This window comes from Paenibacillus sp. MT124, assembly GCF_058792755.1.
Window position 1 is genome coordinate 2306448 of record NZ_CM179500.1, and the last position, 15977, is coordinate 2322424.

Here is a 15977-nt window from a genome sequence, read left to right on the forward strand (position 1 = left end):
GTTCAACTCCGTTTATGATGTTATCGCATTACGAACGCTTAAAATATATTTGGATTGATCCAGCGGATTTACGCCTCTGCGTTTGCGCAACGGCCTCACATCCGGAGGGCAATCCTGATATCCGGCAAAAGAGGTGACAAGTACACCCCGTCCCCCGGTCTCAGAGCGGAGCTTCACCGGATAATCCATGGAAGAGGCTAGCGGAATCTGCCCTTCCACAATGCATCTCCCGCCGCCAATAACAGGTGCTTCAAACGTTGCTCGCATATGCACAAGATCGCTTAGAGCCTTGCCTCCGTATTCTTCCGGTACCGTCAAGCGAAATTGCAGAAGCGGCTCCAGCAGCTTAGTACCTGTACGAGCCAGGCCATCCATGATTCCCATCGGCGTAGCAACGACAAAGTCCAGCGGATGCGTATGCCAGACATGATGCTCTCCTTCGACAAGCGTGACCTTCAGATCGGTGACTTCCCAACCGAACATGCCCTGAGACAGAGCCTCTGGTACACGTCGCTGCACTTCATTTTGATACCGCAGCAGCAGTTGGTCTGTTCGAACGGTGGATTCATAGATCAGACCGCTTCCGCGTGGCAGCGGCTCCATGTGGAAGCGAAGAATGGCCCAACAGGGTTTAGGCATCGTATAGGCGATGAACCCTTCACCTGGAGCGTTTAGCGTTTCTTTGTAAATGACAGAAGGCGGGTCGAAAACAACTCCCAGTCCAAAACGACTGCTTAACAAGCTCGACAGGATCTCTAGCTGAATGGTTCCCATGACTTTGAGGTGCAGTTCCCGATCTTCTGGAAGCCATTGCAGGTCAAGCAGCGGGTCCTCATCGGTTAACTCCTGCAATGCAGCAACAAGGTCGGGGTAACGGGCCGGATCCTGGCCGTGTACCTGTACTGTCAGCAAAGGCACTGCCATTTGGGGCATGGGAGGAACGGCGTCTGGATTTCCTATAATGTCACCTACATGCGTCTCGCTTAGACCGTAAAGAGCGGCGATCTGTCCGCTGTGTACTGCTCCGGTATCTGACCATTTGCGACCATCCATCTGGCGGATTTGAGTCACTTTTTCTTCCAGTCCCCTGGTTGTGTTATAGATCGTGTCCCGGTTGTGAATGCTGCCTCCGTACATGCGAACGTAAGCTGTTCGTCCCATCGTTTTGTTCCGTTCAATTTTGAATACGACCCCCGATACTGCAGAATCCTCTGTGATTGCAGGTGGTGGGAGGAACCGGGTAACCGCATCAAGCAGTTCGGATACCCCAATCCCTTTCCCCGACGCACCAAAACAAACCGGAAATATCTCGCCTTGATGCACCAGCTTGCGGAATGTTGAATCGATCTGCTCTGATGGCAGAGAGACTTCATTAATGTAAGATTCCATGATCTCTTCATCCAGTTCTGCAATCATCTCAAGGAGTCCAGGAATCGTTTGCTGATTCGCCTGATCATGCCATAAGGAATGAACACCGATGAATGAATCCTCATCCATTACGCAGGATTGTACCGGGCATGCAAATGGAGAGAATGTGGAGTGAACCTGTTCCATAATGGCTGCTGCAGAGGCGCCAATCCGGTCCATTTTATTGATATAAATAATGGTGGGGATGCGAAGGGATCTCAAGGCGTGCCAGATGGTCTCACTCTGGGACTGAATCCCTTCCACAGCTGACAAAATGAGAATGGCACCGTCCATTACACGCAGGGAACGTTCCACTTCGGAGCTAAAATCGATATGTCCCGGTGTATCGACGAGGTCGATCACGGTATTGTTCCATGTAAGGGAGGTCATGGCTGCCTGTACGGAAATTCCGCGTTCTCTCTCAATGTCCAGGGAGTCCGTAGCTGCCGTACCGTCGTCTACCCGGCCGGGGCTGCGAACTATGCCGCCATGATATAACATATGTTCTGTTGTGGTTGTTTTGCCTGCATCTACGTGAGCAAAGATACCGATATTTCGGCGATTGAATTCGTTATGCATGGGATCTAAAGCTCCTCTGACCGAAGAAACGTATCGTTTCTGACATTGTTATTCCGTTTTATCATACCACAAGGGCTGTATGGAAGAATATGTTACACTTTTGCAAATCAACCATTCATCGTTCTGCGGTAAGCCGCAGGCGTGGTGCCCGTAATTTTTTTGAATTGCCGATAAAAATGGGGCAGGCTCTCAAAGCCACAGGCATCCGCTACAGATGCCATGGTGTCATCGTTCCGAAGCAGATGCTCCTTTGCCATGATCACCCGGCGGGCTAGGGCATAATCGGTTAGCGTCATGCCGGTATATTTTTTGAACGCCCGGCTGAAATGGGCAGGGGATACTGCTGCCTGCAGAGCAAGGTCTGACAAGGAAAGGCCGCTGCGAAGTTTATCGTCAATATTGGACAGGGTGGCTGACAGCCAGCTCGGACCGGAACTGGAATGAACAGAGCGGGCAGGACCAGCGTCCTCGAGACGTTCAAGAAATATGAGCAGCAGTTGAAGCCGAAGCAGGGCTGCATGGGCGCTTAGCTGATTCTCCATCTGGAATTCGGCATGGATTTCTTCAATAAACGCAGTCACTTTGGCTTGTTCCTCCGGGGTCAGGTGTCTTTTATAAACCCTGCGTCTGCGGCATCGCTCAAACAGGGAGAGCAGGACTGAAGCACTGCCTCCTGCAGCTGCAGTCAGTAATCCGGGACTGAAAAACAGAGCTGAAGAGGTTACAGGATTAATCTCGTCCGGCAAAGCCCGGTGCACTGTACTGCCAGGAATGATGAATAAATCCCCTGTCTGCATGTCTTCAAGACCCGTATCAATAAAAATGGTCCCTTGACCGCGATATACGTAAATGATTTCATGCCAATCATGCAGATGATCCGGCAGTTCATTCTGGGGAGCTTTCGTATCTGCATAGACCAGTCGAAAGGGAATGCCTGAATCTGACTGGATAGTTGTGCGAACGGGCGAGCGTGCCATAAGGACTCCTTTCTAAAGCTAATTAATACACGGTAGATCACGCCTGGTCATGAAAGAGTATATTTAACGCAATATAAGCAATTTAATTTCCTTTTTTTGATGATACAATGAATTTAAAGCGTTTTCAATTAATGAATATAACAGATGAAATCAGATTCGGATGATCACAAATAAATGATGAGGTGAGTGTGCATGTCGGCGAGCACCAAACGACCAAGACTCAAGCTGAATCTGTTGGGAAACGACGGACAGCGAAAGTGCAAGGAAATCATGGATCGTCCCGTTAAGGTACTGCAGATTGGAGAAGGTAACTTTTTGCGGGGATTTGTGGACTGGATGCTTCATGAGAGTGCTAGACAAGGCAAATTCCATGGCAGTGTGGTGGTTACCCAGCCAAGGCCAGGGGGCAAGGCGAAGCTGGAGCAGATCCGGGATCAGGATGGACTGTATACCATGATTACCCGAGGTCTTTCTCAAGGTAAAGCCGTGGAGCGCACCGAGATGATTTCGATCTTTTCCCAGTGCATGAATCCTTATGAAGAATGGCAGGCCTTTTTGGAACTGGCCGAGCTTCCTTCACTGGAGTTTGTTATCTCCAATACGACGGAGTCGGGATTAAAATATATTCAGTCGGATTACGTGGAAGGAGAGCCTGTTTCTTCATTTCCAGGCAAGCTGACCGTGTTTCTCCATCAGCGTTATATACGGTTTGATGGTGATCCTTCGAGAGGATTGATTCATCTGCCATGTGAACTGCTCGAAGGGAATGGTGATGTCTTGCGCAGCTGCGTATTGCGTCACAGTGAGGACTTCGGCTATTCGGATGCATTCCGTAATTGGATTAAAGACCATAACCTGTTCCTGAACAATTTGGTTGACCGAATCGTGACGGGTGCGCCAGCTCAGGAAGAAGCCGACACTTTGGCAGGGCGCTGGGGTTATGAGGATCAACTGATTAACACGGCAGAGCCTTATCATTTCTGGGCCATCCAGGCTGATGAGGGACTGGACAAGAGATTGCCGCTGAAGCAGGCTGGACTCAATGTTCACTGGGTCAAAGATCTGAAGCCTTATCAGGTGAGAAAAGTTCGTATTTTGAATGGCGCACATACCTTGATGTCCTCTCTTGGCATTCTTCAAGGCAAGCAGTATGTGAGGGAAACGATGGAGGATCCCGAATTTGGACCATGGATCAGGGAAGCCGTGCATCAGGAAATTGTGCCTGCGCTGGATATGCCGGATCATCAACTTGACCAGTACGCTGAAGAGGTATTCGAACGATTCCTCAATCCCTATATCAATCATAAGCTTCAAGATATTGCGTTAAATACCATTGGCAAATTCAAGGTGCGTGTTCTGCCTACCTTATTATCTTATGAACAAACTCAGAACAGCTGGCCGACACGCCTGGTTCGTGGGTTTGCCGGACTGTTGTTATTGTACCGCCCGGTGAATACGTTAGACGGATACCACGGCCATCGCTTCAACGGTGAATCCGTTGTGCTGAGGGACGACCCGGATGTTCTTGCAGCCCTAACTGCACACTGGGAGAACTATGATTCACTCCGAAGGGACCGGCAGCAGTTGAACGACAGGCTGGCTGCCGTATTGTCGGACTCAACCATTTGGGGAGAGAATCTGAATGAGCGAAGAGGACTGCGCGAAGCGCTTCTTGATGAGATCGTTTTACTGGAAGGTGAGACGGAATGAATACAACAAGTACAACGCATGACTGGATTGCCATACAGCCGCAGGATGATGTGATCATAGCTCTTCGTGATTACACAAAGGGAGAAACGGTCAACCTCCCTGACGGGGTTTCATTTACACTGCTTGATGATGTACCCAAAGGGCATAAGATCGCTGTACATGGAATCGAACCAGGTGATGATGTCCTGAAATATGGTTTCTCCATCGGCATTGCCAAGGAACGGATTGAACAAGGGAACTGGATTCATAGCCATAATCTGAAAACAGGGCTGCATGGCTTGCTGGAATATGAATATCAGCCTGGTGCATCCGTTCAAGCCGATATGCCCCCGGAACATTTACGGACATTTGAAGGCTATTTGCGCCCTAATGGAGAGGCAGGCATACGTAATGAAATATGGATCGTTAATACGGTAGGATGCATCAATAAGGTGTGTGAGGCACTGGCACGTATGGGGCAATCACAGTTCGGCAGCAGGGTGGACGGCGTGTACCATTTCCCTCATCCATTCGGCTGCTCGCAGCTTGGCGATGATCTGAAGTATACCCAGCAGCTGCTGGCTTCCCTCGTCGAACATCCAAATGCAGGTGGTGTATTGGTTATTGGATTGGGGTGTGAAAATAATCAGGTCGACCAGTTCCGCGAATGCATCGCACCTGAATATCAGGGGAAGGTTCGTTTTCTCAAGGCACAGGAAGCAGATGATGAGCTTGAAGAGGGTTTGCGTCTGATGGAAGAGCTGGTGGAGATTGCCGAGCTGGAACAGCGCCAGCCGCTGCCACTTAGCAAGCTCAAAATCGGATTGAAGTGTGGCGGTTCTGATGGTTTATCCGGCATCACTGCCAATCCGCTAGTGGGCTCGGTTGCCGATATGCTGGTTGCTGCAGGAGGGACGGCCATTCTGACCGAAGTGCCAGAGATGTTCGGGGCAGAGACCATTTTGATGAATCGGGCTGCAAATGAACGGGTTTTCGGTGATTTGGTGGATTTGATTAACGGATTCAAGCAATACTTTGTAAACCATGGGCAGAACATATATGAGAATCCTTCCCCTGGTAACAAAGCCGGTGGCATAACGACACTTGAAGAGAAATCATTGGGCTGTACTCAAAAAGGCGGTCGTTCTTCGGTCGTTGATGTGCTTCGTTATGGAAAACGTGTAACCAAACCTGGCTTGAACATCGTAGAGGCGCCTGGTAATGACTTGGTGTCCGTCACGGCATTGTCAGCTGCAGGTGCTCACATTGTACTGTTTACTACAGGAAGGGGGACCCCATTCGGAGGTCCGGTTCCTACGGTCAAGATTGCAACGCAATCGGATCTGGCGAATCGAAAAAAACATTGGATCGACTTCAACGCAGGTCAACTGCTCGAAGGCCGGACGATGGATGACGTGAAAGTTCAGCTCTTCAGCCAGTTGATTGACATTGCCTCAGGACGTGCTCAGACACTTAGTGAGCAGCATGGGTTCAGGGAAATTGCCATATTCAAAGATGGTGTAATTCTATAGAATATACATTCCATTCCTTGATTCCTTGGCATAGCATATCTTCATTAGCTCATTCAAAATCCCGGTAGGCATTGGTGATGTGGCCTCCGGGATTTTCGTTGTGTATAGGTATGCATATTCGAAATCTCAAATGCCCTGTTTCTATTGGCGGAGTGTACCTTAAGTGCAAGACGTCGGTCTATACGATGCCAAACGCCTTTTTGATTTTTACCAGTCCAGCCTCAGTCGTGTGTTCAACGAGCTTGTCCAGTAAAAGGTCACGTGCTTCTGCGATGCTGCCTTTAAAAGGTTCGATACCCTGACGGCTCATCCAGTGACCTGCCGTCTCATAGGAAGAACTGTTCCAGGCCACCTTGCCTTCTGCAAGACCTTCCTTTTCCTTGGTTCCGCTAATGACAACGTCTGTACTGCCTTGAAGATCCAGTAGCCCTTGGTCAAATGCCTTCTTATCTTCCTTGGCGCCGAAACCAGCCTGTGCACGTAATGCCCGTCCATCAATGCCTTCCTGATCTTCGATTCGCTCATAGAGCTTGAATGCGTCACGGGAGAGCAGGCCGGCATCATATTGCTCCTGAATGGTTCTGCTGTCAGATAGCAACCGGTGCACCCAAGGGAAACATTCGCGGGAGATGAGGATGGCTTTCTTTTTGACAAATTTGCCGTATGCAGCAGCGCCTTCTTCAGCCAGGCGTGAACGCCACAGCCAGGGATCGAGAGGAGAATCAGTATGCCAATTTTCCGATGGCGTTAACGAAGATAGAGAAGGAAAGTCAGGAAATAACGGTGCGAGTGGAAGCAATCCCGCAGTCTGTATACGCTGGACAGCTTCCTCATAGGTTACAATCGGCTCGGTAATCATGGTTAGGCATCTCCTTTTATGTAGTTGTACAGGAATTAGGGTTAGCACACACATACAGTCGGCACACGTCCTCGGCATGCTGCCTGATCTCGCTGCGGAGTTCCTCGGGTTCAATGACTTCGGCTTCACGGCCCAGACGATAAAAGAAACGAACAGCCCACTCCCATTGGTCTGCTGGACAGAGGAAAGAAAGCTCCCAGAGATCTGGGGCAATCTCTGTCAATTTCTCACCAATGTGCCTGTCTTGTTCTGCCTCAACCATGGCGCAGTAGCTTAAACGTGCTCTGATACGAACGGCAGGTTTTGCCAAAGTGCGAGGCTGGATCAATTCATGTTCGGCATCTATCGTTAACTGTTCGGTTTTGGAGGAGTCAATAGACTCAGCTTCCAGAATCCGGTCTACTCGAAACACACGCTGTTCCCCATGTTCCTCCGAATATGCATCACAGTACCAGAATCCTGCAGAAGCATAAATGCGGATCGGACGGATATGGATCCAGCGCTGGCGTGAAGCCGAACGATACAGGATACGCAACCAACCCTGTTCAGGAATGCATGCAAGGAGCGGTTCCAGATGATGAAGAATATAGTTGCGCTCCGGGATACAGTGATTCAACTGTTTGAGCATGGGATCGATTCGAGCCATGACGTCATCCGGAATAATACCTTTGATTTTATCCATAACCGTCCAGCGTTTCTCTTGAAAAGGTGTATCTGCATAATGGCTAATTCCCTCAAGAGCGAATATGAGCGTTGCTGCTTCCACCGGATCCAGCTGCAGTGGAGGCAGTACATAACCCTCCATAAGCCGAAAGCCACCTCCAGGGCCGGAAATTGCAATAATCGGCACGTTCATCTCGGAGAGGGACTGGATATCTCGCAAAATGGTACGACGGGACACTTCAAACTTGTCTGCCAGTGAATGTGCTGTTTCCAGTCCGTGCTGTAATGCCATGACGATGGCAGCAAGCCGATTTATTTTGTTCATGTCAGCCACTCCGTTTCGAGAGTTAGGCCGCCGGAAAGGTTGCCGGAGTGCTAAAGCCATTGTAGCAGCCAATTAGTGACATCTTGGGTGTCACCAATCATATGTATGCCTTTAATTTTGCTGAGTAATGGTGAATGAGGGAGCTCTTTTCCGGCAGGGGCCCTTATAATATGTGTCTCGTCCAAATTCGCCCTATGGAGTAATATTTCCTTCTCACCAAAACTCCACGAAATTGGCAAAAAAACCGTATCCGGTTATACGGATACGGTTAGTAGCAGCTAGTATGATGAAAAGAAGCTTATATCTAGCTTAATCGATTGAGATTTACGTAATTTTTAAGAAAAAGCATGAGTGTTAAGATTAATTCGTAACAGGTTGTATCGAGTGGTTACCAATCGTTCTGTTTTTTATCTTTTTCAACACAGATAGGATCACTGCATCTCGAACTCACTTCATCTCAAGCAGTTGAACACCGCGGCCCTCAATCTCCACACTACCCGAAAGTTCGCGATCCGTTAAGAGGTCCTGTGCCTTATCATTTCCAAGTTCATACGACTGAGTGGTCGCATTGTGGTTCATGACGAAGAGGTACTGCTTGCCGTCTTTTGTACGTGCGCTTACTTCCACACCATCTGGTGTTTCGAGCAAAGGGTGGATGTTTTTGGCTGCCGCAAGCTGTCCCAGCAGGCCATCCAGGAAGCGTTCTTCCGGATCGGAAGCCACATACCATGCTTCACCCTGACCGAACGTGTTGCGGGTTACGACAGGCATGCCTTGATAGAAATCATCTCCATACTCGGCGATAACTTCAGCACCTTCACTGTGCAGCAGGTCACACAGCATGCCGCATTCATATTTGCCTTGAAGATCACCATACGTGTCTTTCAGCACGATACTGTTTTTCTGCTCAGGGAGCAGAGCGTCGATCTCTTCGATCCAGATTCCAAGCAGCTTACGAAGTTCACCTGGATAACCACCTGTAGTGACGAGGTCACTCTCATTGACAATGCCGCTGAAGAATGTGGTCAGGAACGTACCGCCGGCTTCAACAAACTTCTCCAGTTTGGCTGCAAATCCGGGTTTGACCATATAAAGTACCGGAGCAAGAACAATATCATACTTGCTAAGATCGGTATCCACGCTGACAATATCCACTTGGATATTGCGGCGGAAAAAGGCAGCGTAATATTTGTGAATTTGATCCACATAATTCAGGGCAACGGTAGGACCGCTGGATTTCTCGATGGCCCACCAGTTATCCCAGTCAAACACAATCGCCACTTTGGATTCCACCGTAGCATCTAGTGTTTTGTCACCGAGCAATTGCAGCTCCTTGCCAAGCTGGGCAACTTCGCGGAATACACGTGTATTCTCGTGTCCGACGTGCTCGATGACCGCACCATGATACTTCTCGCATGCACCGATGGAGCGGCGAAGCTGGAAGAACATAATGGTGTCTGCGCCATGTGCAATCGTCTGATAGCTCCACAGTCGCATTACCCCAGGACGCTTCAGCGAGTTGTACGGCTGCCAGTTTTGCTGGCTTGGTGTCTGTTCCATAAGCATGAATGGCTGACCATCTTTCAGCCCGCGCATCAGATCATGTGCCATGGCGGTGAAGCTGAATGGCGTGGCAAGGCCCGGATAGCTGTCCCAGGAGATGATATCCATATATTTGGCCCATTTGAAATAATCGAGCTGCTTGAAGAATCCCATCAGGTTCGTGGTTACGACGGAATCAGGGACATGCTTCTTGATCGCATCATATTCCAAACGGTAACAGTCAAGCATGCTGTCGGAGTTGAAGCGGGAGTAATCAAGGGAGATGCCCTGGAACGTCGAGTTGTTGTTACCCCAGTGCTCACTCAGATTGCTTGGCAGAACGATTTCGTCCCAGTCATAGAAGGTGTGACCCCAGAAGTTGGTGTTCCATGCTTGATTGAGCTGATCGAGAGTCTTGTAACGCTCTTTCAGATACACACGGAAGGCTTTCTCACAGTTGTCGCAATAGCAGTCTCCACCGTATTCGTTGGAAATGTGCCATACCAGAACAGCCGGATGGTCTTTGTAGCGTTCCGCCAGTTTATCGGCAATTTTCTCCGAATATTTGCGATAGGTTGGGCTGTTTGGACAGGAATTATGGCGTCCGCCAAATTTGCGTTTGCGTCCATCTGCATCCACACGCAGTACATCCGGATATTTTTTGGCCATCCACGCTGGATGAGCAGCCGTGCTGGTAGCCAGACAAACATAGACACCGTTTTCATAGAGACTGTTAATTAATTGATCCAATTCTTCAAATCTATAGGTTACCTCATCAGGCTGAATTAGAGCCCAAGAGAAAACGTTAATCGTGGCAATATCAATCCCTGCCAGTTTAAACATGCGCAGGTCTTCAAGATGGGTCTCGTGATCCCATTGTTCAGGGTTGTAGTCACCGCCATAGAACATTTTGGGTAATTTGCTGCTAATCAATATGTTCACCTCTTGTATAAGAATAATTGTATATTATATGATTCAAATAGCTTTTAAAATATAAGAAAAGTAATGATTCATATAAGAATATGGAAATGAGAGAAGCAGCTTTGTATTGGCTGGACGCTTACCATCGAGAGGAGAACACCATGTTAATCTCACCAACCCATCGAAGATATTTCATGACGCCGCGCGAAGAGCCGCTCCCGCTGTATATCGAAAGCATTGGTTATAACGGCAATCAGGAGAATGTACGTAGGCCTGCAGGCTATCCTTGTTATCACTGGCTTCAGACGGTGAAGGGAGCTGGGGAGTTTCATTTTGCCGGTTCAACTGTAGTCCTCGGTGAAGGCTCCGGAATTCTCCTGCCTCCGAATGAGCCGCATGAATATGTACCTTCATTAGGGGAGTGGGAAACGCTCTATATTACGTTTGGCGGATCCCAGTGTCCGGCCATTGCCGAGGCACTTGGACTTGGAGAGGCGGCACTTCATCAATGGGATGCTGGAAGCCCGCTGGAGAACTACGGCAGGAAGGTGTTGGATTCCATCAGTAGCGACCAGGACTTGTCCGGTCTGGAAGCTTCCGCCGATATGTACCGCTTTTTGATCCTGCTCAAGAAACACGGCAAGACCGGCAGCCGATCATCCATCTCGCATGCCGTGGAACGGCTAGCACCGCTCATTGCATTCATGGACCAGCATTATGCAGATCCCGATATTGGCCTGGAACAGATGGCTGCCGTGCCAGGAATTACACCAAGGCATTTGAATACGTTGTTTAAACAATCATTTGGCATGACGGCCTACAGCTATTTTATTCTTCTGCGGATTCGCAAATCCAAGGAATGGATGACAGGGAACAGCAAATTGACTGTGAAGGAGACGGCTGCGCGTGTCGGGTTTCGCGATGCGAGCCATTTTGTAGCGACATTCCGGCGAATTGAAGGTGTAACACCTGAGCAGTTTCGAACGTTATATTTATAGCGAAGTAGGGAGGAGTACGGCTCTTGATTACGATATCTGATCGTGTTTCTTCCCCGCGATGAGCCTATGAACAAAAGTCATGCCAGGAAGGTATTGATGCATGGGGGCAGTTGCCGTATGATGATATCGATTCCTTCAATTGGAAAACGAAAGCGGATGATCGTATCCGTTCTACTAAGAGAGGATGATAGAAGTTGACAACAACAACCATTCCATTATGGGATCACGCAGCACCTCATGCGGCTAAAGGGCATGAAGAAGAAATGCCATATCTTATCCCTTTTATTCAGCCTGGTTCCGAGAGCGCTGTCATTGTCTGTCCCGGCGGCGGTTACGGGTTTCTCGCAGATCACGAAGGAGCCCCAATCGCCGAATTGCTCAACCGCGCTGGTATTAGTGCATTTGTGCTGAAATACCGCGTAGCGCCACACCAGCATCCGGCACCACTATCCGACGGTCAGCGTGCTATCCGATATGTACGCGCCCATGCCCAGGAATTTGGGATCAATCCTTCCAAAATTGCTGTACTCGGTTTCTCTGCAGGCGGCCATCTTACAGCTACACTGGGTACCCTGTATGATAAGGGACAGCCGAATCATGAAGATCCGATTGAGCGTGAAAGCTCACGTCCGGATCGGGTTATTCTCTGTTATCCGGTTATCACGATGGAGTCGTATGGACATGCTGGTTCGCGCGAAAATCTGCTGGGCCCGAATGCCTCGCCTGAACAGATTAGAGCATTTAGCGCAGAGCAGCAAGTTAAAGCCGACGCACCTGAAGCATTTATCTGGCATACAAGTGACGACGAGGCCGTGCCGGTCGAGAACAGTTTGCGTTATGCCCTTGCATTGGGTGCCCAAGGTATTCCTTATGATCTGCATGTATTTGAAAAAGGATCGCATGGTCTGGGCCTTGCTGAAGATGATCATGCTGTTCGGGCGTGGTCGGATCTGTTGCTGACTTGGCTCAAAAATCAAGGATGGTAACCATTTACCCCTCATTTAATGCGCTATAGGGCGAAGGAGATACGACTATGAAATTGCAAAAGAATGACAAGCTGCTCTTTATCGGCGATTCCATCACGGACTGTGGTCGTGAACATCCTGTAGGTGAAGGCAGTTCAGGACTCGGACATGGTTACGTTGCACAGGTATACGCACTTTTGCGTTCCATTTATCCGGAATTGATGCTGCGTATTCAGAATGTGGGTAATAGTGGGAATACCATTCGCGATCTGAAGCAGCGCTGGGACCGTGATGTTATTGATCTGAAGCCCGATTGGTTGACGATCATGATTGGCATCAACGATGTATGGCGTCAGTTCGACCGTCCACTTTCCGCAGATTCGCATGTGTTTTTGGAAGAGTATGAGTCCACTTTGAGAGAACTTGTGGCTTCTGTTCGCCCCAATCTAAAAGGACTTGTCTTGATGACTCCATATTACCTGGAGGCCAATCCAGAAGATCCTATGCGCGCGACGATGGATATCTATGGCGAAGCTGTGCGTAGGGTAGCGAATGAGTTTGATGCCATTTTGGTGGATACACAGGCAGCTTTTGTCCCGTTCTGGGATCATTTCTATACGTCAGTTCTGACCTATGACCGTGTTCATCCAGATGCAACAGGCCACATGATTTTGTCCAAAGCATTTTTGGATGCCATCGGTTTTGAATGGTCAGGCGGCGCCAAATCATAAAAGGATGTGATTGCTTGAGCAAGCTCAACATTGCAGTACATACCCCGGCACGGCTGGGGGAAGGTCCAAGCTGGGATGCAGAACACAATCGTTTATTATGGGTGGATATCGAAAGTTACAAGGTACATGTCTATGATCCTCAAACAGGCCAGGATCAGGCTTACGACGTAGGTGAACATGTGGGTGCTGTTGTTCCCTATCGCGGCGATGAGGTTGTTGTGGCACTCCGAAGCGGGTTCCATACCTACCATCTGAGCACGGGAGAATTGAAGGCAATCGAGGATCCCGAGAGCGACAAAGCCACCAATCGATTCAATGATGGGAAGTGTGATTCCCTTGGTCGGTTCTGGGCGGGTACTATGAGTTTGCATGATGAAAGTAAAGCAGGCTCATTGTATTGTCTCGAGGAAGGCAAACCGGTTCGAACCATGGTCCGAGATGTGTCTACCTCCAATGGACTTGGCTGGAGCCCAGATGATCAAGTGATGTACTATATCGATACCCCTACACGTTCCATTGACCGATTTGATTTTGATCTCGCAGCAGGTGAAATTACGAATAGGACGAGTGTTATTTCGGTACCGGAGGACTTTGGTTTTCCAGACGGAATGACGGTGGATAGCGAGGGCATGCTGTGGGTTGCTCATTGGGGCGGCGCAAGAGTGACACGGTGGAACCCGAATAACGGAGAATTACTGGAGCAGATTGAAGTGCCTGCAGACCAGGTAACCTCCTGTTGTTTTGGCGGGCCTGACTTGGAGGATCTCTATATCACAACCGCGCGAATAGGCATTAGTGAGGAACGTTTGGTGGAGACGCCCGATGCCGGTTCTGTCTTTGTGATTAGGCCCGGTGTTAAAGGGCAGAAGACCCATGCGTATGGCCGTGTACATCAGGCCGATTAAATCACAGCAGGAATTCAATGTACGATGAAGCGTTTTGGTTTGTTCAAGTAATCATTGAACTTTAATTAGATCGTAAGATATGATAAGAAGTCCTGGAACACCGATGGTCTGTAGGTGAACCAAGGCTTCTTTTTTTGTCGAAAAATAGTGTAAAATGAATAAGTGGATTTTTGTTCAGGTATACGTCTGGCTTTCAATTTCCATTGATTTAACAACGATTATGGGATATAAAGAGAGAACCAAAACTTTAAAATTGTTGTAACCGCTAACACGGGGGACCCGTTATATCCGATATAAAAAAGGTATAACCTGTAGAGACATAGAGGAAAGATTAGACAAGGGGGTCGCGATCATGAACCGGTTGTGCAAGGTGCTGATTGTTGACGATGAGTTTCTGGTACGCCAGGGGATCAAGCATCATATGAATTGGGAATCGGAAGGATTCCAGATTGTCGGAGAAGCGTCCAATGGCGAAGAAGGCCTGGAACAGGTACGTTTGCTGAAGCCTGACATCGTCATAACCGACATTGTGATGCCAATCATGGACGGTGAAGCGTTTGTACGAACGCTTAAAGCGAGCCAGCCGCAGATTGAAGTCATTGTGCTCAGCAGCTTCAGTGAATTCGAGTATGTGCGTTCAACGCTTCAGCATGGAGCTGCAGATTACATTTTGAAACCGAAGCTGGACACCGACGAGCTGCTGCAGGTACTTCAGCGAACGGCCGGAAAAATTCCCGAACTGCAGTATGAGCCCTCAAATGAAGGGTGGAAGCTGGGACAGTTCATGGAGAAGATGCTATCCGGTTTTGCATTGGAAGATGAAAAAGATATGGCTATGGTCAGGGACACGTTTCCACATCATTGTTTTCGCCTCCTTGTTTCCGGAAAGCATTCGCACTTGGGTCAGAAGGATACCGAAAGCAAGCTGCTGAATTATCTTGCCGATGTGGAATGTGCCATGGTACCGGTGGAGAGTGAAATGCCTATATTCCTTCTGAATGTAGACCCTGCCAAAGAGGATTGGATGGTCGGGCGGATCAAAGAGATGGCCATTGAAAATGGAGCGGGCATTAAAGGACCCAGCTGGGTCTTAAGTGACAGCTTTACATCTTTTGACCAGATGGGTGAAGTGTACCGTAATCAACTCATTAAACTCATGGAATATCGTTTTTATTATGAGGACCGTTCAATTCTTGTCTTCAGCGAACTTCCACCACTGCATACGGCAGGTTACCAGTTTAATGTGAATATGTTTTTGCAGCACGTGAAGCGGAATCGTACCGAGTCAGCCAGGGAGTATCTGAAAGAGCATGCCCTTACCCTGGGACGTGACTACATTGCGGATGTGTTCGAGATCAAATCCTTTTTGGGCAATCTGATTTTCAACGTAACGATTACCCTTGCGGATATGGACGTACAATCTTCGGCACTGGAAGAGAGCAAGTATACTTATTTCAAAAATGTGGACGGAGCTTCAAGTCTGAATGAAGCCATGCAGGTGCTTGATCAGTTCATGCTGGAAGTGCAGGAATGCACGGCTGGTGATGGAGGTAAACGCAGTGACCCGAATATGAAGATGCTGCTTGAATATATGCATGAGCATTTCGATCAGCCGCTCGGTCTCGCTGAAGTTGCGAAGCATTTTCATTTTAATCCATCGTATCTATCCAGTTATTTTTCGTCACATAAAAAAGAAGGATTCAACGAATATCTGAACAAAATTCGCATTGAGAAGGCAGAAGAACTCTTGCGATCGGATGATGTTACCATTTCCGAAATCAGCAGCATGGTAGGCTATTCGGATCACAGCTATTTCTGCAAAGTGTTCAAAAAATTTACCGGACTGTCACCAAGCCGATATCGTCGGAAATTCTGGGCATAAAG

The 15977-nt window shown here is 48.7% G+C and carries 12 protein-coding genes; 7 read left to right on the forward strand and 5 right to left on the reverse strand.

Annotated elements, in window-relative coordinates:
• Nucleotides 1-12: 12 nt before the first annotated feature.
• Complete coding sequence (locus AC3RCI_RS10720) at nucleotides 13-1986, reverse strand: GTP-binding protein (protein WP_492528931.1); 1974 nt, start codon at nucleotides 1984-1986, stop codon at nucleotides 13-15.
• Between the two features lie 107 nt (nucleotides 1987-2093).
• Complete coding sequence (locus tag AC3RCI_RS10725; protein WP_127536314.1) at nucleotides 2094-2963, reverse strand: AraC family transcriptional regulator; 870 nt, start codon at nucleotides 2961-2963, stop codon at nucleotides 2094-2096.
• A gap of 192 nt (nucleotides 2964-3155) precedes the next feature.
• Between AC3RCI_RS10725 and AC3RCI_RS10730 the strand changes: the two genes are divergently transcribed.
• Together AC3RCI_RS10730 and AC3RCI_RS10735 are read left to right on the forward strand one after the other, a co-directional pair.
• Nucleotides 3156-4673: a tagaturonate reductase gene (locus tag AC3RCI_RS10730; RefSeq protein ID WP_492528933.1), complete on the forward strand. Its 1518-nt coding sequence runs from the start codon at nucleotides 3156-3158 to the stop codon at nucleotides 4671-4673.
• Nucleotides 4670-6184, forward strand: coding sequence for a UxaA family hydrolase (locus AC3RCI_RS10735; protein ID WP_492528935.1), 1515 nt, complete (start codon nucleotides 4670-4672; stop codon nucleotides 6182-6184). The genes AC3RCI_RS10730 and AC3RCI_RS10735 overlap by 4 nt, the downstream gene beginning before the upstream one ends.
• 178 nt (nucleotides 6185-6362) lie before the next feature.
• On the opposite strand, the gene AC3RCI_RS10740 is transcribed toward AC3RCI_RS10735, so the two are convergent.
• The 3 genes from AC3RCI_RS10740 to AC3RCI_RS10750 form a co-directional block, all read right to left on the reverse strand.
• Nucleotides 6363-7043 carry an AlkZ-related protein gene (locus tag AC3RCI_RS10740; protein ID WP_336779593.1) on the reverse strand — a complete coding sequence of 227 codons (681 nt, stop codon included), beginning with the start codon at nucleotides 7041-7043 and terminating at the stop codon, nucleotides 6363-6365.
• A 16-nt stretch (nucleotides 7044-7059) separates the two neighbouring features.
• Nucleotides 7060-8031, reverse strand: a complete 972-nt coding sequence (locus AC3RCI_RS10745) for a helix-turn-helix transcriptional regulator (RefSeq protein ID WP_336779594.1) — start codon at nucleotides 8029-8031, stop codon at nucleotides 7060-7062.
• Nucleotides 8032-8478: 447 nt separating this feature from the next.
• The gene (locus AC3RCI_RS10750; RefSeq protein WP_492528937.1) at nucleotides 8479-10506 is read right to left on the reverse strand and encodes a beta-galactosidase; all 2028 of its coding nucleotides are present in this window, start codon (nucleotides 10504-10506) and stop codon (nucleotides 8479-8481) included.
• 149 nt (nucleotides 10507-10655) lie between these two features.
• On the opposite strand from AC3RCI_RS10750, the gene AC3RCI_RS10755 reads away from it, so the two are divergent.
• The 5 genes from AC3RCI_RS10755 (at nucleotide 10656) to AC3RCI_RS10775 (ending at nucleotide 15975) form a co-directional block, all read left to right on the forward strand.
• The gene (locus AC3RCI_RS10755; RefSeq protein WP_336779596.1) at nucleotides 10656-11492 is read left to right on the forward strand and encodes an AraC family transcriptional regulator; all 837 of its coding nucleotides are present in this window, start codon (nucleotides 10656-10658) and stop codon (nucleotides 11490-11492) included.
• A 194-nt stretch (nucleotides 11493-11686) separates the two neighbouring features.
• On the forward strand, nucleotides 11687-12478 hold the full coding sequence (locus tag AC3RCI_RS10760) for an alpha/beta hydrolase (RefSeq protein ID WP_336779597.1): 792 nt from the start codon (nucleotides 11687-11689) through the stop codon (nucleotides 12476-12478).
• 47 nt (nucleotides 12479-12525) lie between these two features.
• On the forward strand, nucleotides 12526-13188 hold the full coding sequence (locus AC3RCI_RS10765; protein ID WP_153977956.1) for an SGNH/GDSL hydrolase family protein: 663 nt from the start codon (nucleotides 12526-12528) through the stop codon (nucleotides 13186-13188).
• 14 nt (nucleotides 13189-13202) lie between these two features.
• A complete protein-coding gene (locus AC3RCI_RS10770; protein ID WP_492528939.1) occupies nucleotides 13203-14093 on the forward strand; it encodes an SMP-30/gluconolactonase/LRE family protein in 891 nt (296 codons plus the stop codon).
• 352 nt (nucleotides 14094-14445) lie between these two features.
• A complete protein-coding gene (locus tag AC3RCI_RS10775) occupies nucleotides 14446-15975 on the forward strand; it encodes a response regulator transcription factor (protein ID WP_492528941.1) in 1530 nt (509 codons plus the stop codon).
• Nucleotides 15976-15977 lie beyond the last annotated feature (2 nt).